Origin of the sequence: Agrobacterium sp. MCAB5, assembly GCF_052114365.1 — a bacterium.
In the GTDB taxonomy this organism is placed as follows: Bacteria; Pseudomonadota; Alphaproteobacteria; order Rhizobiales; family Rhizobiaceae; genus Agrobacterium; species Agrobacterium tumefaciens.
Window position 1 is genome coordinate 145,120 of sequence record NZ_JBFREP010000012.1, and the last position, 18,525, is coordinate 163,644.

Genomic DNA, 18,525 nt, shown 5'->3' on the forward strand with positions numbered 1-18,525 from the left:
GCGTCAGCCGATCTGCGCGTTGTCATCACGCTTGATGGCGATAACGGTGGAGCGCGGCAGCTTGCCTTCGCCATCCGGGAAGGGGGCGTCGGGGTGCTGGATGCCGACGAAGTGGGTACGCTTGTCGCCGGACCATGTCTGGCCGGTAACTTCAGAACCCTTCGGCGCGGTCAGGAAACGTTCGATACGGCCGGTCGCCGGATCGCCTGCCAGCATCTGGTTATTGCCCTGGCCGGCGAAGTTGCCCTCGTTGCTGTCCTCTCCGTCGGTCTGGATCCAGAGGAGACCGGTCGAATCGAACATCATGCCATCGGGCGAGTTGAACATGTTGCCTTCGTTGATGTTCGAAGAGCCGGCATAGGCATCCTTGTGAACGGTGGGGTTGCCGGCCATGCAGAACAGGTCCCACTTGAATCTGCCGTCCGCGTGATCGTCGTTTTCCGGGTACCAGCGCACGATCTGGCCGTATTCGTTCTTTTCGCGCGGGTTGGCAGCATTGATCGCCATGGCGTCACCGCCAGCATTGGCGCGCAACTTGCCGTCTTTCATTTCGCCGCGACGGCTGTTGTTGGTAAGGGCGCAATAGGCTTCGATGGCGACCGGGTTGATGGCGACCCATTCCGGGCGGTCCATCGTTGTCGCGCCCACCTTGGAAGCGGCCTGACGGGTAAAGACGCAGATTTCATCGATCTTCATGCCTGTCGTCTCAGGCGTGAGAGCCAGCCATTCACCAGCGCCGTCGTCCGAGAACCTGGCGACGTAGAGCGTGCCTTCGTCTAGCAGTTTCGAGGTGTCGCCACCGGGCACGTAAATGCCGTTGGAGACGAATTTGTAGAGGAATTCGCCACGCTCGTCATCGCCCATATAAACCACCACGCGGCCGTCACGGGCAATCACCACGGCGGCGTTCTCGTGCTTGATGCGGCCAAGGGCGGTGCGCTTGATCGGGGTGGAGGAGGCGTCCGAAGGATCGATCTCAACCACGTAACCGGCGCGGCGCGGCTCGTTGGGGTTCTTGGCGACATCGAAACGCGCATCGAACTTCTCATAGGCGTAACGGGTCTCGGCGACGATACCGTAGCGCTTGTAGTCATCCGGCAGCTTGAAGGCGGCATCAGTGGTACCGAAATAGCCGTTGAAGTTTTCCTCGCAGGTGAGGTAGGTGCCCCAGGGCGTGCGGCCGGCGCCGCAATTGTTGAAGGTCCCCAGACAGTCGACACCCTTCGGATCTGCGGCGGTCTTGACGAGGTCCGAGCCTGCGGCCGGGCCGGAAAGCTTCATCGGGGTGTTGTGGTGAATACGGCGGTTGAACGGGCTGTCGAGAACGATTTCCCAGCCTCCGGTGCCTTCCGCAACTTCCATGACGGTGACGCCCTGCATGTTCTGCAGGATCTTGACGTCGTCGGCCGTTTTCGGGTTGCCCTTTTCGGCATGCGGCAGGTTGGTTTCGGGGTTTACATATTCATGGTTGACGGCGATCAGCTGGTGATTGCCAACCATGAACAGTTCCATGCCGTCAGTATTTTCGCCGAAGACCTTGTCGGAGTTTTCAACGCTGACACCCTTGGCAGGGTCGAGGTCGGGCACGTTGGAGAACAGCGGCTGGCCCCACTTGGCGACCGGCTTCCAGCTGTAGCCTTCCGGTACGTGAATGGTGTGGTCGGTCGCGGCAGCCACCGGCTTGAAGGGGAAACGGCCGGCTGCCGCTTCCTGCGCTTCCGCCGAGGTGCTGGTCATCAGGTTGCCGAGCGTGCCCATGGCTGCTGCGGCCGAACCGAAGGCAAGCACGCCACCGAGAAAGCCGCGGCGGGAAATCGCGGTCTCGACCACGCGGTCGAAATCGGTTTCGGCCGGCGGCGGGTTTTGCAGCTCGTCCCACGCATCCCAGGAAAGCTTGCTCGTATCGATGTCGGTCATATCGTATCTCCACCGTTTGCATGTTTGGAATCATTCCAACACGGTGCGTACCGTTTCAGTGTTTCACACAAATGACGGGAATAACGACTTTAAATATGATCTTCACAGGAAAGGATTCTGTATTTTTCCCTCAATGCGGGAGAAGGATACGGGTGAGCAAAAAGCCTTCGAAGCGGCAGAAGTGGAAAGGAATGTCCGTTCCCTTGCGCCACTCGCCGCTGATGTCGGTCGTCAGCCGAAGGGATGCTGAACCGCACTCTTCATAGCCGGATAACTCCGCCGCCTCGAAAAAGAACAAACGTCTGACGGTCGGATAAAGCGCTTTGAACAGGCTTTCCTTGGCCGAAAAGATCAGCCCGGTCATGAAGGGATCGATGTCGTTTCCAAGACTGAGGCGTTCGTTTGCGGTCAGTACCTGCGGGGCAATATCGCAAGCTTCCTCCTCGTTCAGAAGCCTTTCGATATCGATGCCAATGCCGCAGAACCGCTCGGAAGAGCCGGCAAGCGCAATTGCCCGCTCGTGGCTGTGGGAAATCGCGCCGACCACGCGTTCGGGCCAGATAGGGGCGCGATCCTCTCCCATGCCGGGAAAGGCGGCGCGGCCGGTGAGACGGCGTATGGCTTCGGCAGCACATCTGCGCCCGGCGATAAATTCCGCCTTGCGTCTGGGCGCAGCGCGCAAAAGCTGCGGCGGCAAGGGAGGGACCTTGCCGCCGCGCCCTTCTTCGGCGCTGTAATGAAGGCTGACGCAATGACAATCGCATCTGTCATCCGGCCAAGGCCAGATGGCCTCGGGTGGATCGCCGGAAACAGCTTCGCCGTGAAACGCCGGCACGTTGGCCGTTTCTGTCATCCTCATCACGCGGACCGATGCTCAGGCGGCAAGCGTGGCGCCGCCATCGACTACGATCTGTTGCATCGTCACATGGCCTGCCTGATCGGAGGCGAGGAACAGCACCGTGTCGGCGATGTCGTCCGGCCGCGCGATCTTGCCGAGCGGAATGCCGAGCTTGAACTGCTCGGGAAGACCGGCGACCAGTCGCTGTTTGCCGCTGGGATCGTTCAGCATGCCGGCCAGCATCGGCGTATCGGTGGAGCCGGGTGACACCACATTGCAGCGCACGCCATAGGGCGCGAGTTCAAGTGCTGCGCAATGGCTGAGGCTGACGAGTGCGGCCTTGGAAGCACAATAGGCGAGCATGCCGATGCGCGGCACAACGGCGGCGTTGGAGGCGATGTTGACGATTGCCCCGCGCCGCTGCCGCTTGAAGACGCCGCTCCATTGCCGCAGCAGGTAGAACGGCCCCGCAGCATTGACATCCATGCAGGCGTTCCAGTCCTGCGGCGTCAGGCTTTCGCTGTCGCCGAGCCGGAGGATGCCGGCGGCGTTGACGAGAATGTCTAGCCCGCCCCATTCCTTCTCGATCGCCTCGCTCGCCGCCTCCACTGCCGCCGCGTCCGTGATGTCGAGCGTGATTTGGCGGAAGGTTGCATCGGTTGCATCGGTTGCATCGGCAATGAGGTCAAGGCCGATGACCTCGGCCCCTTCCTCGGTGAAACGCTCGGCGATGCGGCGGCCGATGCCCTGCGCGGCACCTGTCACCAGCACGCGCCGCCCGTTAAATCTGTTCTGCATCATCTTGTCCGTCCGCTCAGGCCGCGAGCCGCTTTTCTTCGATCAGCGCCCACCAGGCAGAAAGCGTCGGTACGCGGGCAAGCTCTTCGAAGCCCACGATGACGCCGCGTTCCTTCAGTTCGCCGGCAAGCTTCATCACCTGCAGCGAATCCAGCCCATAGAAGATCAGGTTCTCATCCGGGTCGATGTCGCTCTCGTCCTCCACCATTTGCAGGACGCGGGCCTTCAGCCATTCGCTGATATCGGTGGTCTCTCCCGCGCCGGCAAGGCTTGCAGTGTCGATCACCACGCCGCAGCGTGTTGCCACATATTGCAGCGCCATGCGGTGTTCGGCTTCGGAAAAATCGGCGACGGCATCACCCAGCATGAAGGGCTGAATATCCTTCATGAAGGCTTCAACAGCCGTCATCATGCAGCCGATATGGGCATAGACGCCGCCGATGATGATCTGGTCGCGGCCCCACCCCTTCATGCGCTCGGCAAGGTCTGAACGCTGGAAGGCGCTGTAGCGCCATTTGGTCAGCACCACATCGTCGGGCGTCGGCGCAAGCTTGTCCACGACCTTCTGCAACTCCGGGTCGACCACGGTCAGGCCCGGTCCCCACATGTCGTTCAGAAGCGCGCGGTCGGCGGCAGGCTGATCGTGCGGCTGGGCGGTGTAGATGACCGGCACGCCGTTCTGAACCGCCCATGCCTTTACCTTTGCAAGATTGTCGATGAGGGTTGTCATCAACCTGCCGTCAGCCTCGTAGAACCGCAGGAAATAACGCTGCATGTCGTGGATGAGCAGCACGGCGCGCTTGGCGTCCGGCTGCCATTTGGTCTTGTTGGCCGGAAAGCTTGCTGCGACCGGCATCGGATAATCGGAAATGGTGGGGATCGTCATATTGACCTCGATAGTTTGGCGCATCGGCATGGGCGACACGCAATTTTCAAATGGTTGAGGCGTGCACGCTCAATTACGCCGGGATTGGCGCTGCGAGCATGTCGCGCAGACGTTTCTTGTCGATCTTGCCGACGGCAGTAAGCGGCATGGTGTCGATGAAACGCACCCGGTCCGGCAGCTTGTAATCCGCAACACCCAGACCAGAGAGATGCTGGCGGATGGCCGGTGCCTTGAGAGCGGGATTGCGGGAAACGACGAAGACGCAGCTTTTTTCACCGAGGAGTTCGTCCTGCATCGCGACCAGTGCGGCATGCGTCACATCCGGATGCTGAAGGATCAGGTTTTCCACCTCTTCCGATGCGACCTTCTCGCCGCCGCGATTGATCTGGTCTTTCACCCGGCCAACCACCCGCAGGTAACCTTCGGGGGTGCGCTGAACGACATCGCCGGAATAATAAAAACCCTGGTTGTCGAAGACGCGCGCGCTGTGCTCGGCGGCGCGGTAATATCCGCGAAACGTATAGGGGCCGCGCGTCGCCAGCATGCCGGCTTCGCCTTCTGGGACGTCGTTGCCGTCCTCGTCAACGATGCGGATCTCGTCATCCGGGCTGATCGGCCGCCCTTGCGTGGTGAAGACAATATGGTCGGGATCACCGGCGCGGGTATAGTTCACCAGACCTTCCGCCATGCCGAAGACCTGCTGGAGGGCGCAACCCAGCACCTGCGGCACCTGACGCGCTAAAGCTTCAGCAAAGCTTGCGCCGCCGACCTGCAGCAGCTTGAGGGATTTCAGCCGTTCGCGATGGGCGGGCGCCACCTGTAACCACAGCGCCACGGCAGGCGGCACCAGAGGCACAATGTCGATGCCATGTTTTTCGATGAGGTCGAAGCAGGCAAGCGGCTCGGGATTGGCCGCCATTACCACGGTGCCGCCAGCGTGGAACACGCCAAGCGCACCCGGCGAACTCATGGGGTAATTATGCGCCACCGGAATGGCGCAGAGGAAACGGGTCTGCGGCGTCAGCTCGCAGATTTCCGCACTGGCCCGGGCGCTGTAGTCATAGTCGTTATGCGTGCGGGGGATCAGTTTCGGTGTTCCGGTGCTGCCGCCGGAAAGCTGGAACAACGCTACCTCATCGGCTGCCGAAGGGCCGTAATGCGGCGCATTTTCGGCGGGTGATGAGAGCCATTGTTCGAGGCTGCGCTGCGGTTCCGTCTCACCAAGCAGCAGCGTTACGGCAAGCTGCGGAGAGGCAAGCTTCAGCGCATCCAGAAACGTGTCATTGGCAAAAAGCTCGTGGGAACGCGAGCCGATCACCAGCTTTGGCGCAATCTGTTCCGCATAGGAGGTCATTTCCAGCCGGCGATGGCTGAAAAGCGCATTGACGGGTGCAACGCCGATTTTCATCAGAGCGAAAAAGACGAGATAGAACTCCGCGATATTAGGCAATTGCACCAGTGCCGTGTCGCCCCTGCCGATCCCGGCGGCAGCCAGATGCCCGGCAAGATTGGAAGATTGCCGGTCGAGATCGGCATAGGTGAAGCGGCGGTCGCCGCAGATCAGCGCGGTCGCGTCCGGCCGAAGTTCTACCTGCTGGGTGAGGATGTCGCTGAGCGGTCTGTCGATCCAGTAGCCGCGGTCGCGGTATCGGCGCGCCAGATCTTCGGGCCAGCGTTCAAATTCGATTGTCATGGTGTGTCCCTGGGAAAATTAGGCAGAAAGACCGCAGGCGTTCAGCATGGTCTTGAGCTTGGTCTGCACCTCGGCCCATTCGGATTCGGGTTCCGAGGCTTCAACGATGCCGGCGCCTGCGAACAGCCGCACGGTTTGCCGTTGCACGGTGCCGCAACGGATTGTCACCACCCACTCGCCGTTACCCTCGGCATCCGTCCAGCCGACCATGCCGGTGAACAGCCCACGCTCGAAAGGCTCGACGAAGCGAATAAGCCTGCGGGCACGTTCGGTAGGGAAACCGCAAACAGCAGGTGTGGGATGCAGCAGGCACGCGAGTTGCAGCGCATTGGTCTCGGGATCAGCAAGGCGACCCTCGATGCGCGTCGAAAGATGCCAGAGAGCGGCCGTGTTGATGAGGGAGGGTTTTTCGGGAACGTCGATTTCAGTGCAGCAAGGCGTAAGCAGCGAGCGCATATCCTCGATCACGAGGCTATGCTCGTAATGGTCTTTTTCCGAAGCCGAAAGCCGGTCTGCATTGGCCTTGTCCGCTACCGGGTCAGCCATGCGTTTTGCCGAGCCCGCGAGCGGGTTCGAGATGACTTTTTCACCCTGCTTGCGGATGAGGAGTTCGGGGCTCACGCCGATCAGATCGCCGCCATCGGGTAGCGGAATGCGGAACTGGTAACCCTCGCGGTTCTGTTTGGCGAGGCTGGCCAGCAATCTTTCGACATTGACCTCGGAGGCGAAGGTCAGTTCGCGCATGACCGAAAGCACTGCCTTGCGGACATCGGAATGGCGGAAATTGACGATGGCATGCTCGACGGCGCGCTTGAAGCCATTTTCATCGGGCAGGCTGTTCTGGCCGACAAGCGTTGGCATCGCCGAATCAGTCGAGATCGAAGCGGTACCCTTTGGATTCCACTCATGGTTGTTGGGAATGTACAGGCAGGATGGCTCGTTGACGTCGAAGGGGATGGCGCCAATGGCGATGGGATTGTCCTGTCCGGCCCTGCGCGCCCTCTCAAAAGCGGCCTTTATCGCCTTCTGCAAAGGGCTTCCCGCATCTTCGGCGCCATGGGCAGGAATCGTTATCCTTTCGCGAATGCCTCTGGCTCGCAGTTCGCCCGAGCCAGAAGTGAACAGAAATTCTCTATCAAAATCAGTAATTTCGTCGGAATCGACGTCATTCGTCCTGAGTGCTCCCGTTTTCATGGGATGCCTCCTGTGCGAGTGGTTGACGGTGGCTTATACTTGATTATGATAATCATGTTTTGTCAATCGGTGCAAATTCACATGCTAAATTTAACCCCCATGCAGGTTGCCTACTGGGTCGGCCGAGAGGCGGACGGGATACTCGGAAAAGTTACGCCGCATCTCTATCTCGAGTTCGAAGGCAAGGGGCTGGAGGCGGAAAGACTGGCCGTCGCGGTCGAAAGGCTTTGCCGGCGTCACCCCATGCTCAGCCTCAGGATCGATGCGGAAGGGCGACAGACGGCGGACCCCGCCGGCCGGCCGCTCCGCCTCGGCGTGGAGGACATGGCGTCTCTCAATGAGGAGGCGCTTGCGCACCGTCTTGCCGCCAAACGTGAGGCGTGGAGCCATCGCCAGATCGATCTACGCGTTGCCCCGCCGGCGGCAGTGTCGCTCAGCCTGCTGCCCGCAGGTCGCGCCAGGCTGCATTTGGATACCGACATGCTGGCCATCGATCCCGCCAGTATACGTATCGTGCTGGAAGATCTCGCCCGCTTTTATGAAGCCGACGCGGACGAACTCGAGCCATTGGGGGATACACCACCATCGTTTTTCAGCTGGGCGGAACGTCTTGCATCCGATCCGGAACTCAAAGCCCAGCGTGAAAGGGACCGGCTGTGGTGGCGGCAACATATTGCCGATATTCCGGAGGCACCGCCATTGCCGTTTTTGCCCGAGGACCCGTCACGCGCCGTTCACACCGATCGCCTTGCAGCAAGACTTTCTCCGGCTGAACGCAGCAGTCTGGAACGGGTGGCGCGGCGCTGCGGCGTGACCACGTCGACCCTGTTGCTTGGTATCTTTGCAGTGGTGCTTTCGCAGGCGACGAATACGGAAAAGTTCCGGCTTTCCGTGCCGGCTTTCTGGCGCGCGCCGCTGGTGGAAGGGGTCGATGGCATCGTCGGCGAATTCTCCAATGTGCTCATTCTTGGCGTTGATATCCGGCCTGAGGAGAGCCTTGAGCGACTGCTTGGACGGCTGTTCGGAGAGATGAACGGGCTTCTGGCGCACCAGTCCTATCCCGGGGTCAGCGTCATGCGCGACCTTTCCCGCCTGCGCGGCGGTTTGCAGACCTCACCGGTTGTCTTTACCGCGGGTGTCGATTTGCCCGGGGGCGAGTTGTTTTCGGAAAATGTGGCGCGCGTGTTCGGCCCGATGATCCACACCGTCTCGCAGGGGCCTGGAGTTGCGCTGGATGCGCAGGTCGCAGCGCTCGATGGCGGGCTTTTGATCAACTGGGATGTGCGGCTCGATGCGCTGCCGGAAAGCTGGCTGCGAGCCCTGTTCGACGCCCATACCGCCCTTCTTCGCTACCTCGCCGCCAGCCCCGATCTCGCTTCCGAGACCGTTGAGCGATTAGGCTTGCAAGCGCCTGAAGCGACAGTGCAGACAAAAGGAAAATCCATGGAACGGCCACTCTCAGCCTTGCAAAAGGCCTATCTGCTCGGTCGCGGCACCCATCTGCCGCTGAGCGGCGTGGCGATGCAGGAGTTCCGCGAATATCGCGGCAATATCGATCCCGCATTGCTTCGCTCGCGCCTTACCGCAATGGTCGAGCGGCATGAAAGCCTGCGCACCCACATCGATGAGCGGCGTCTGGTGCAGGTGATCTCGGATGAGCCGAAGCTAAACCTTGATATTGTTGATCTTTCGGACCTGTCCGCTTCCGAAGCCGAACAGCGGATCGACACCGTGCGGCAGGATTTCTCCCATGCCCATTTCGATCTTGCCGCTTCTCCCTGGCAGGTCACGGTCTTTCGTCTGCCGGAGGTTGCGGTGGGGGACAGCGTGGCGGTCTTCCTGCGCTTCGACGCCCTTATTCTCGACGGACGGGGAATAGCCAGCCTTGCGGCGGAACTCTTCGATGATGTCGTGCCGCCCGGATCAGCCGTCGCAGCCACCGCCGCGCAGCAAGATGTAGCAGCGGCCCGTGCCGAGGATGCCGCATATTGGGCTGAGAAACTTGAGGGTGCGGAAGTGCCCTCGCAACTGCCCTGGAAAGCCCCGCTCGAAACCATTGCCGTTTCGCGTTACAGCCGCCAGAGCCTGACCGTGGAAAAACAACGCTTTACCGCCTTTTCACGGATCGGCGCGAAAGAGCGGCTGTTCAAGAATTCTGCGCTGACGGCGGTAATCCTCGATGTGCTGTCGCTTTGGCTGAACGAAGGTGCCCTCGTCGTCGGCATTCCTGTCGCCCCGCAGGTGGAAGGCGCGTTTGCCAATCGCTCGAGCTTCATCGCAGTCAAATGGGATGCGGCCAAGGGCGATTTTGCGGAGCGGGCCGCAGCTTTGCAAACCGATGTGCTTGAGGGCCTCAATCATCTGGCTTTTTCAGGGATCGATCTCAATCGCATCCTTCTCAACGCCAATCCGGGTGGGCTCGCCCTGCCTGTCGTCATCACCAACGGCCTTTCATGGCCCACGCTTTCGCAAGCTTCGACGCTTCGGTGGACGGACGGGCTTACCCAGACGCCCCAAGTCGCGCTGGATTTCCGTTTTTCGCAAGATCCGAATGGCGATCTCGTCCTTGCTATCGACTATGCGGAGCAGGCGATCGATGCCGGAATGGTGGCTGGCATTCTCGGTGCCATAGAGCGTGCGATTACCGCGATCACCGCCAGCGGGACGTTTTCGATGAATTTCCGTGAGGTCGTCGACCTGTCGCACTACCGGCTGAATGGCGACGAGCGGAACTTCGTCTGCCCGCCATTACTGGAACGGATCGCCTCGCATCTTTTCGAAGGAGACGGATCGCGCACGGCCCTGATCAACGGCAAACGGCGCATCTCCTATCACGAACTTGGCGACGCGGTGGCGCGGGCGATGGCGGGCCTTAAGACGCGCGGCATTGGCCGGGGCGATGTCGTAGCGGTGTGCCTGCCGCGCAGCCCGGAGCACACAGCCGTCACGCTCGCCGCTGCACTTATCGGCGCCATTTGGGTGCCGATCGATGCGAGCTCGCCGGAAGATCGCCTGCACTATCTGCTGACCAATTGCCGCCCGGCCATCTTGCACCACGACATGTCGGTCTTCGATGTTTTTGGGTCGCTTGCCGCCGGTGCTACACTGGTGCTGCCGGAACCTGGCGAGGAGAAGGATGCGGTCCGCTGGAACGAGCTGGTGGCCGAACACGGCGTTACGCTGTGGTGCTCGGTGCCGGCGATTCTTGAGATGCTCCTGTCCTGCCATCGTGGCGACCAGCTCGGCTCGCTCCGGCTCGTCGCGCAGGGCGGTGATTACATCAAGCCCGTGGTCATCGAGGAGTTGCGCCGGCTGAAACCTGAACCTCGGCTGATATCGCTGGGCGGGCCGACGGAAACGACCATCTGGAGCATCTGGCACGAGATCGTGACAGCCGATACCACGGCGATACCCTACGGGCATCCCTTACCAAGCAATCGCTATTTCATCCTCAATGATCAGGGCGGCCATTGCCCGACGGGCGTTGTCGGGCGCATCCACACAGTGGGCGTGAATGTGGCGATCGGCTATCTGGAAGATGGCGCCATTACCCAGACGGATTTCGTGACGGTCAGCGATCCGGATGGACATGCGGTGCGCGCTTTTCGCACCGGAGACAGGGGCCGTTACCGGCCGGATGGCAAGATCATGTTCGCCAGCCGGGTCAACGGTTACGTCAAGGTGCGCGGGGTGCGGGTCTCGCTGCCGGATGTGGAAAATGAACTTATCCGCCACCCCTCCATCCAGCGTGTACTGGTGGTGGATTACGGTGCCGAGCAAAAGGGGGAGGCCGCTATCGGCGTGCTTTATGTTCCGATGCCCGGCCTTGAGCTTTCCACCGCCGATATGCGCAATTTCGCCCGCAGGCATCTGCCGGAATCGCATGTGCCCGGCCGCTTTCTCAATGTGGCCGATCTGCCGCTCTCGGCTAATGGCAAGCCGGATCGCCGCCGCGCCCGCGAATTGCTGACGGCAGTGGAACCGGCAAAGGCACCTGCGGCTGTAACAATCAAAGTCGCCGATCAGGGTGATCGCCGCGTGCTGGATATCTATCTCGGCGTACTGGGCAAAAACCCGGCGAATGTGGACACGACCAGCGATCTGCTGGCGCTTGGCCTTTTGCCTTCGCATCTGAAAACCGTCTCGGCCGAAATTCGCAGCGCCTTCGGCGTGGAGCTTTCGCCGCAGCAACTCCTGCGTTGCCGGAACGCCAAACAGGTCAGTTCGCTTTTACCCGCTTCGGCGGCATGAGCCGCATCATTGCGGCCAAAATTACGGAAATAATTCAAGGAAAAACAGATGGCGCATATCGATCCTGCCGGCGGCTGGCTTCCCCTGACCCAGCCGCAACTCGATTTTTGGGAGGAGTTTTCCTTCCATCCCGACGAACCGGTCTCTACCGTCGCCCATTACATCGAGCTTTCCGGTGCCGTGAACGAAGGCGCTCTGCTTGAGGCAATCAGGCGCACCGTGCGCGAATCGGAAGTTCTGTCTATCCGTTTTCGCGTCGGTGAGGATGGCGAGACGCCGCAGCAATGCTGCGATCCGCTCCACGCTCCGATGGTCGAGCTTGTCGATCTCCGTGCCCATCCCGCGCCTTTCGAGGAAGCGCTGGGGCGCATGAACGCGGATGTCGAGGCAAGGCTTGATCTTCGAACCGACAAGCTGTCCGCCCAGGTGCTTTACCGCATCGCCGACGATCGCTACCTCTGGTATATCCGTGCCCATCATATCGTCGTCGACGGTTATGGTCTTACGCTGGTGGAGCAGCGCTGCGGGCAGCTTTACGGGCACTATTGCGGCAAGGGCGAGGCGGGTCCGGATTTCCATCCTTTCCCCAGTTTTCTTGCCGAAGAGGACGCCTACCGGCAAAGCCGCCGTTTCGAAAAGGACCGCGAGTTCTGGACGGCCTATCTCGCGCCGCCGGTGGATCTGCCCGTGCTGGACAAGGATTGCGAGGATTACGGTGGCGGCGGCCTGCATGCCGATGCGGGGTTGCCGGAAGGTTTCAGCGCAAGACTGCAACAGATATCCGGCGCACTGGAGATAGGCTGGCCGGACCTGCTGGTGCTGCTTTCAGGCCTTTATCTTCACCGCGTATTGCCGCGCCCGGATCGCGATGTGCTGACGCTGTGGCTGCCCTTCATGAGCCGCTGGGGCAGTGTCGGCGCGCATATGCCCGCCATGCTCGTCAATATCCTGCCTTTCCATCTGACGATAGAACCGCAGGAGAGCCTTGGTAGCTTCCTTGCGCGCAATGCCGCCAATCTGCGCCGGCAGCGCCTGCATGGCCGCTACCGCATCGAACAGATCGCCGCCGATCGCAACATATCAAAGGGCCGGCGGTTCTTCTTCTCACCGCTTATCAACGTCCTGCCCTTCAGCGCGCCGGTATTTGCAGGGCTTGCCGTTATCAGACACATTCTCGCCAATGGTCCGGGCGACGGGTTCAACCTGACCTTCCGTGGTGAGGATGACGGCAGTGATCTGAACCTGCATATCGACGCGGATTCCGCACTGACCGAAGCCGACGATTTCGCGCGTTACCGTGAGGAGTTGCCGCTGTTTCTGGATGCCATGCTGCGCGACGAGGCGCTGGCGGTTCCGGCCGGAGAGGTTTCCTCGGCCTTCCGTCTGGCGGTTTGAGAAGCCGGGTACTCTGCAAGAAGGGGACGGAAATCTCTCTGCCGTCACTCTGCATTTGGTCGGGAGTGACTGGGTGCGGATGTGATAAACCCGGCTCCGTTATGCAAAACCCTGCCTGATGGGGTGACATGCTCTCCTCCCACACAACGTCATCCTTGGGTTTGTCCCAAGGATCCAATCACGTCCAATTAAATCCAGACGTCGCAGATGCTCGGGACAGGCCCGAGCATGACGGAAGGGAGCTTTCCGGACATTTGTTAAAAAGCAAAACCCGGCGCCGCCATGCGGAGCCGGGTTTATTGGGAAGCCTGGCCAGCACTCAGGCTAGCGTGGTCAGCACACGGCCCGAAGCGCCTGCTTCGGCGAAACGGCTGAAGACGCCGCTGGTGGTCGTGCGCAGCCGGTCGACATCCTCGGGGCCGTAACGGTCGGAGCGGTAGCTCATCAACACGCGGATGGAGCGTTCGCCGCCAATCGTTTCTTCCATTACCTCGAATTGCAGCCCCAGCATGGATTCGTGCTTGTCGGGATCGATCTGGCGGAACTCGACGGCTTTGCCGTCCGGTCCTGTAAGAGTGCCGTTCAGCTTGTTCTTGGCGTGAATCTGGATGAATACCTCGAACAGATGATCTCGACCCGGTGTCATGCCAAGCGCCTCTTCGACGAGATCGATCGGGATTTCGCTGTGTTCAAGAGAGCCGTTGACCGTGTTCTTCACCGAGGAGATCAGTTCGCCGACAGTCATCTCCTCGCGGAAACGCACACGATGGGCAACGACCGTGGTGAAATACCCGATCGTATCGAAATAGCCGCTGTCGGTGCGGCCGGACGCCGATGTGCCGACCACGAGATCGCTCAACCCACCCAGATGTCGCAGCGACGCGGCGATGGCGGCATAAACGACGTTGAACAGGGAAGCGCTGTTCTGCTTGGCGATGGCGTAAAGTCCGTCGCTGACGTGTTTTTCCAGCTTGAACTCGATCCAGCCGCCCGCCGGCGCCTCGTCATGCGAAGCATCTGTCGGCGTGCTATTCTGTCCGGTAAGGGCAAGACCCTTCGGCGCATCCCGCAGCATATCGGTCCAGTAGACAAGGTGGTCGCCGTTGACGCCGGATGCCACCTGTTTTCTGGCGAATTCATGGAAGGGTGCGGGCTTGCTCGCAAAGACGGGAGCCTTGCCGGTGGCTCTTGCCCTATAGGCCTCAGTCAACTCGTCCATCATCAGGTTTACCGACCATTCGTCCAGCACGATATGGTGGAAGAGGAAAGAGAGCACCTGTCCGCCGGTTTGGGGATTGCGCAGGAAACGCAGCCGCATCGGCAATTCGCGGGCAAGGTCGAACCGCCAGGACGCTTCCGTATGCCGGTCCACGCCTTCGCTTTCCTCACTCGTCCAGAACCACTTGTAGCCGGGCAGGTCGTGCATTGGCACGATCTTCTGCAGAACCGTGCCATCCTCGACGTAAAAATGGGTTCGCAGACCGGGATGACGCTCGATAATATCGAGGAATGCACATTCGAAAGCGCTCTCATCCACCGGATCGAGGAAATCGAGCGCGAAGGGGATGTTGAAAATCTCGCCGAAACCGAAGGCGGCATAGGCTTTCCAGAGCGACATCTGTGCCAGCGACAGCGGCGCGGTAAGCGAGCCCGTTTCCGTCGCCTCCGCCTGTGCGGGTGCTGCGGTTTCGAGGCGGGTCGCCTGTTTTGCAAGCGACGCGGCGGTGGGGTAGCTAAACAGGTCGTTGAAACGCACTTCGATGCCGTGATTGCTCAAAAGGCGTCCGATGATGCGGGTGGCGATCAGCGAATGGCCGCCAAAATCGAAGAAATCGTCATCCGGTCCCATGTCTGGCGACGCAAGCGCTTCGCGGAATTCGGCAAGGATCGTTGCGGCAGTCTCGTCGTCGCTGGAGCGGGAGGCGGCGGGCAGGGATGCTGCAGCCTCCGGCCCTGCGGACGAGGTTTGATGCGTAAGGTCGGAAAAATCCGCGCCGCCTTCGAGATGGGCGACGAAACGTTCCAGCAAGAATGCCGTCGCATGCGGCGAGGCCTCCTTGCCGCCGGTCAGTTCCAGACGGATGTGGCCATCAACCGTGCTGCCGGCAGCGAGCGTCAGGCCAAGGCCGGACTGGAGAGAGGGGAGTGGCAGGCGCTCGAACCGGAGCCGCTCGACGGATGAGGTTTCAGCCGATGTTGCCAGCGCCTGAAGCGTGAAGGTGGCAACCTCGTCGTTGTGTTTGCCATGTCGGGCCAACCCAGCCAGCACGGCTTTTTCGGCCTCCTGCGGCGACTGGCCACGTGAGATCGAGACGCGGGCGACCGCATCTGCCGGAAGCGGCAAGCCGGCCTCGTTCCCGGGTTGCAGCGGCAGGCGCAGGGTAACAGTGTCGAGATCGCCTTTGGTCGCCAGAAAAAGCGCGAAACGGGCGCCGGTGCGTGCCAGAAGCGCGTCCGGTGCCGCCGAGCCGTTTGGGTCGAGAAGGGCAGCCGGAAGATCGACGCCGTGGCAGTGGCTCGCTGGCTTGGTCCCGTTATTTCGGAGAGAGACGACGGGCGTGCTGGAGGCCGGTCCTTGCAGCCAGGGGAGCGGAACTGGATTGACGATGGCGTTTTCGGTGATGCGCGGCGAAAGCGGCTTTGGTGCCTCGCCAGCATAGGCTGCGGCAATAGCGCCCAGCAAAATCTGCGGCGAGAGGGATTCACCAAGCAGGCCATGCACCAGAAGCGCCAGCAGTACCTCTCCTTCGCTCAAGAGCACGATGGCCTGAAACGGCGGATCGATTTCCGCGTCGAACGGGCTTGCCTGAAGGTCGTGCAGAAGGGCTACCGCTTCGTCTTTCGATGCCGTCTGAAACAGTTGCACGAGAGATGCCGAAGGGGCCTCTACGCTCTTGGCAAGGGTGCCGTCTTCTCCAAAGGAAAACCGCACGCGCAGTTCGGGCCATGCCTCGCAAACCGTCTCCAGTGCCGATGTCAGGCGCAGAAGGTCGCTCTCGCCGCCGATGCGGTAGGTGAGAATATGCCGGAAGACCTGATCGGGGTCCTGAAACTGCTGGAACCAGACCCGCTCCTCATATTGGCTTGGCTGCGATCCGCTCCGTGGGGCTTCGTCCGCATTGTCGAAGGTTTGTTCGATGCGGCGCGCAATCATGCGCGAATTATCTGCTGCCATGGTCCTCTCCTTGGAAGTCTAATGTTGAGGTACGTCGCGCTTGGCGGGAAAAGTCCCCTCTTGCGGGGATCAGCAGCCCGCGCGCGACTGCTCGATCAGCGCCTGCCAGGCGGCAAGCGTGGGCTGACGGGCGAGATCGTCATAGTGAAGTCGCGTGCCGGCGAGCTGCGAAAGCGGCGGGATCAGGCGCATGAGAGCGAGGGAGTGAAGTCCGCAGCCGAACAGGTTGGCGTTCGGGTCGATATGCCCCACCTCATCGTCCAGAACCTTGGCGAGATGGGCTTTGAGTTCCGTCGTCATCATGTCCGCCTCCAGCTTGCCAGCCGCCGCGATTGCCGGTTCATTCATCGAAATGATCGTGAACGCCGCTTGCTCCGCGCCGCCAGTAGCCGGAAGCGCGCGTCCATTTGGGGTTCGCGCCGTACTCGCCGATCAGGATTGCGCGCAGGTCTTTCGCCGCTTTAGATTCGCAGGCGACCCAGCTGAAGAAATCGCCCTCAGGCAGTTCAAGGGTACGCAGCGCCTCCGTCAGGGCGTCGTGATCGGCGCCGCCCGCGGCCTCCTGCGTTACCCAGATGATCGACGCGTCAGCTTTCGTGGCGAGGTCCAGGCGATCAGCCTCCGTCTCAACTTCGATCAGCGCTACGACGCGGGTGCCCTCGGGCATTTCTTCCAGTCGCCGTGCAAGGGCGGGAAGGCCGGTATCGTCGGCAATCAGCAGATGCCAGTCGAAGGTGAAGGGAATGGTGAACGAGCCGCGCGGGCCTGCAATCCATGCCTTGTCACCCACCCTGGCGGATTTTGCCCAGTTGCTGGCGGGGCCATCATGGTGCGTGGCGAAATCGATGGCGAGTTCACCCTTCTCGGCATCGAAGCTGCGCGGCGTGTAATCGCGTGCGAGCGGGCGCGGCGCGCCTTCGGGAAATTCGAGGCCGTTCGGGCCGATCACCGGCAGGTTAGGTTCGGTTTCGCCGGGAAGCGGGAAGAACATCTTGACGTGGTCGTCAAAACCGAGACTGGCAAAGCCTTCAAGCTCAGGCCCGGTCAATACGATGCGCACCATGGACCGGCTGAGTTTTTCCACCCGGGCCACGTCAAGGCAGCGTAGCTTGACGGCGTAACGATGGCGTTTGGGTGTCCGGTCCGGAACGCCGGTTTCAATGCTTTGTGCAATGCTCATGTTGCTGTCTTCCCTGGGATATCGCCGATGGGGATCGGCAGTTTCGCTGTCCCGGATCGGCATGCCGGACAATCGCGCACCGGAGTTTTCCGGCGGGAGATCCGACGTCGTTGTGTCAAGATGCGCAAACCATAACAGGCGGTTCCGGCGGTCGCAATATAAGTTTCTTCAAAAACTCAAGTTTGTGTCCGGCGCATGGTTTGCGTCGGAATTACGCTTGTCGAAAAGGCGTTTAACGGCGGCCTGCCCAGCTTTCCACCGCGTCCAACGTGTGCAGCGCGCTTGGGATGGACGGCGTCGTGACCCGGCTGGAATCGAGAAAGATGATCCGGCCGTCACGCGCCGGTTTGACGAAGCGTTCCCAGCCGGGAATGATCTTTTCAAGTGCGGCGCGCGTTCCGGCTTCGCCTCGGGCGGGGCTGTTATAGCTGTTCATCACCACCAGCAGATCCGGGTTGAGCTTGCCAAAAGCCTCGGCACTGAGCGGCATCGCCAGGGTGGAACCCAGCCCACCCGACGAGGTGGCGTTGTCGATTTTCAGCCGTGCGTAACCCAGATCCTCGAGCGCCTGCACCGCACCGGACATGTCGCCGACCGCGTTGATCTGGTCGGTCAGCAGAATTGCGAGATAGGTCTTGCCTTTTGCGTCTTCGCCGAGTGCTTTTTTGACGGTGGCGAGTTTCTCGTCATAGGTCTTCCGGCGCTCGGCAAAAGCGTCACTTCTGCCAACGAGACCCGAAAGATTCTCTTCGACGCTGAAGCCGTAGGTGTGGCCAGTGCTTACCTTCTGCAGATAGACGGGCGCGACGGTGGAAAGCTGCTCGGCCTTGCCGCTGTCCATTTCCGTGGCGACGATCAGGTCAGGTTGCAGCGCTCTCAGCTTTTCCAGATCGATCTGACCCACCGCGCCGAAACCTTTCGGTTTCGTGCGGCCTTCACCGAGAACGGTGTCGATGAAATCAACGGCGGTTGCGAATTTGCCGTCGCTGTTGCGGCCATAGGCGCCTACCACATTGGCGCCAAGATCCATCAGCGGCACGCCCAGCAGCGGTTCGTGCATGACGACGATGCGCTGCGGCTGCTCGGGGATGGAGACCGTGCGGCCGGCGGCATCGGTGACGGTTCGCTCTGCGGCAAGGCTGCTTCCGGCGGTCAGAAGTGCTGCAACGAGGATGGCAAATCGCATGGCATACCCTTT

General features: G+C 61.0%; 12 protein-coding genes. 2 read left to right on the forward strand and 10 right to left on the reverse strand.

Translation table 11 applies throughout. The features are described 5' to 3' along the window. Nucleotides 1-3: 3 nt before the first annotated feature. The 6 genes from AB4Z23_RS23160 to AB4Z23_RS23185 all read right to left on the reverse strand — a co-directional run bounded on the left by AB4Z23_RS23160 (nt 4) and on the right by AB4Z23_RS23185 (nt 7,326). Nucleotides 4-1,917, reverse strand: a complete 1,914-nt coding sequence (locus AB4Z23_RS23160) for a PhoX family protein (RefSeq protein WP_121557414.1) — start codon at nt 1,915-1,917, stop codon at nt 4-6. A 130-nt stretch (nt 1,918-2,047) separates the two neighbouring features. Beyond that, nucleotides 2,048-2,776, reverse strand: a complete 729-nt coding sequence (locus AB4Z23_RS23165; RefSeq protein ID WP_441360816.1) for a 4'-phosphopantetheinyl transferase family protein — start codon at nt 2,774-2,776, stop codon at nt 2,048-2,050. Nucleotides 2,777-2,791: 15 nt separating this feature from the next. Then, the gene (dhbA, locus tag AB4Z23_RS23170) at nt 2,792-3,556 is read right to left on the reverse strand and encodes a 2,3-dihydro-2,3-dihydroxybenzoate dehydrogenase (RefSeq protein ID WP_441360817.1); all 765 of its coding nucleotides are present in this window, start codon (nt 3,554-3,556) and stop codon (nt 2,792-2,794) included. A 13-nt stretch (nt 3,557-3,569) separates the two neighbouring features. Next, nucleotides 3,570-4,439 (reverse strand): isochorismatase, encoded by an 870-nt coding sequence (locus tag AB4Z23_RS23175; RefSeq protein ID WP_038495882.1) that lies wholly within the window; start codon nt 4,437-4,439, stop codon nt 3,570-3,572. A gap of 73 nt (nt 4,440-4,512) precedes the next feature. After that, nucleotides 4,513-6,132, reverse strand: a complete 1,620-nt coding sequence (locus AB4Z23_RS23180; protein WP_441360818.1) for a (2,3-dihydroxybenzoyl)adenylate synthase — start codon at nt 6,130-6,132, stop codon at nt 4,513-4,515. 18 nt (nt 6,133-6,150) lie between these two features. Then, on the reverse strand, nt 6,151-7,326 hold the full coding sequence (locus AB4Z23_RS23185) for an isochorismate synthase (RefSeq protein WP_441360819.1): 1,176 nt from the start codon (nt 7,324-7,326) through the stop codon (nt 6,151-6,153). A gap of 81 nt (nt 7,327-7,407) precedes the next feature. Here AB4Z23_RS23185 and AB4Z23_RS23190 point away from each other — a divergent pair, with 81 nt between their 5' ends. Both AB4Z23_RS23190 and AB4Z23_RS23195 read left to right on the forward strand, forming a co-directional pair. After that, entirely contained in the window at nt 7,408-11,577 is a 4,170-nt protein-coding gene (locus tag AB4Z23_RS23190) for an AMP-binding protein (RefSeq protein WP_441360820.1), read from the forward strand. Between the two features lie 48 nt (nt 11,578-11,625). Further along, nucleotides 11,626-12,972 carry a condensation domain-containing protein gene (locus tag AB4Z23_RS23195; protein WP_112492870.1) on the forward strand — a complete coding sequence of 449 codons (1,347 nt, stop codon included), beginning with the start codon at nt 11,626-11,628 and terminating at the stop codon, nt 12,970-12,972. A gap of 319 nt (nt 12,973-13,291) precedes the next feature. Here the strand turns inward: AB4Z23_RS23195 and AB4Z23_RS23200 are convergent, their stop codons facing one another. From AB4Z23_RS23200 to AB4Z23_RS23215, 4 genes are all read right to left on the reverse strand, one after another. Beyond that, nucleotides 13,292-16,147: a condensation domain-containing protein gene (locus AB4Z23_RS23200; RefSeq protein WP_441360821.1), complete on the reverse strand. Its 2,856-nt coding sequence runs from the start codon at nt 16,145-16,147 to the stop codon at nt 13,292-13,294. 69 nt (nt 16,148-16,216) lie between these two features. Next, on the reverse strand, nt 16,217-16,495 hold the full coding sequence (locus tag AB4Z23_RS23205) for a phosphopantetheine-binding protein (protein ID WP_112492868.1): 279 nt from the start codon (nt 16,493-16,495) through the stop codon (nt 16,217-16,219). After that, nucleotides 16,488-17,327, reverse strand: a complete 840-nt coding sequence (locus AB4Z23_RS23210; protein ID WP_013762282.1) for a siderophore-interacting protein — start codon at nt 17,325-17,327, stop codon at nt 16,488-16,490. Before AB4Z23_RS23210 ends, AB4Z23_RS23205 begins: the two co-directional genes overlap by 8 nt. 232 nt (nt 17,328-17,559) lie before the next feature. Then, entirely contained in the window at nt 17,560-18,513 is a 954-nt protein-coding gene (locus AB4Z23_RS23215) for an ABC transporter substrate-binding protein (RefSeq protein WP_112492867.1), read from the reverse strand. Between the last annotated feature and the right edge of the window lie 12 nt (nt 18,514-18,525).

Coding starts and splice junctions, on each gene's coding strand:
- AB4Z23_RS23200 (WP_441360821.1), bottom strand. CDS start 16,147: ATGGCAGCAGATAATTCGCGCATGATTGCGCGCCGCATCGAACAAACC.
- AB4Z23_RS23210 (WP_013762282.1), bottom strand. CDS start 17,327: ATGAGCATTGCACAAAGCATTGAAACCGGCGTTCCGGACCGGACACCC.
- AB4Z23_RS23185 (WP_441360819.1), bottom strand. CDS start 7,326: ATGAAAACGGGAGCACTCAGGACGAATGACGTCGATTCCGACGAAATT.
- dhbA (WP_441360817.1), bottom strand. CDS start 3,556: ATGATGCAGAACAGATTTAACGGGCGGCGCGTGCTGGTGACAGGTGCC.
- AB4Z23_RS23165 (WP_441360816.1), bottom strand. CDS start 2,776: ATGAGGATGACAGAAACGGCCAACGTGCCGGCGTTTCACGGCGAAGCT.
- AB4Z23_RS23195 (WP_112492870.1), top strand. CDS start 11,626: ATGGCGCATATCGATCCTGCCGGCGGCTGGCTTCCCCTGACCCAGCCG.
- AB4Z23_RS23175 (WP_038495882.1), bottom strand. CDS start 4,439: ATGACGATCCCCACCATTTCCGATTATCCGATGCCGGTCGCAGCAAGC.
- AB4Z23_RS23205 (WP_112492868.1), bottom strand. CDS start 16,495: ATGAATGAACCGGCAATCGCGGCGGCTGGCAAGCTGGAGGCGGACATG.
- AB4Z23_RS23180 (WP_441360818.1), bottom strand. CDS start 6,132: ATGACAATCGAATTTGAACGCTGGCCCGAAGATCTGGCGCGCCGATAC.
- AB4Z23_RS23190 (WP_441360820.1), top strand. CDS start 7,408: ATGCTAAATTTAACCCCCATGCAGGTTGCCTACTGGGTCGGCCGAGAG.
- AB4Z23_RS23160 (WP_121557414.1), bottom strand. CDS start 1,917: ATGACCGACATCGATACGAGCAAGCTTTCCTGGGATGCGTGGGACGAG.
- AB4Z23_RS23215 (WP_112492867.1), bottom strand. CDS start 18,513: ATGCGATTTGCCATCCTCGTTGCAGCACTTCTGACCGCCGGAAGCAGC.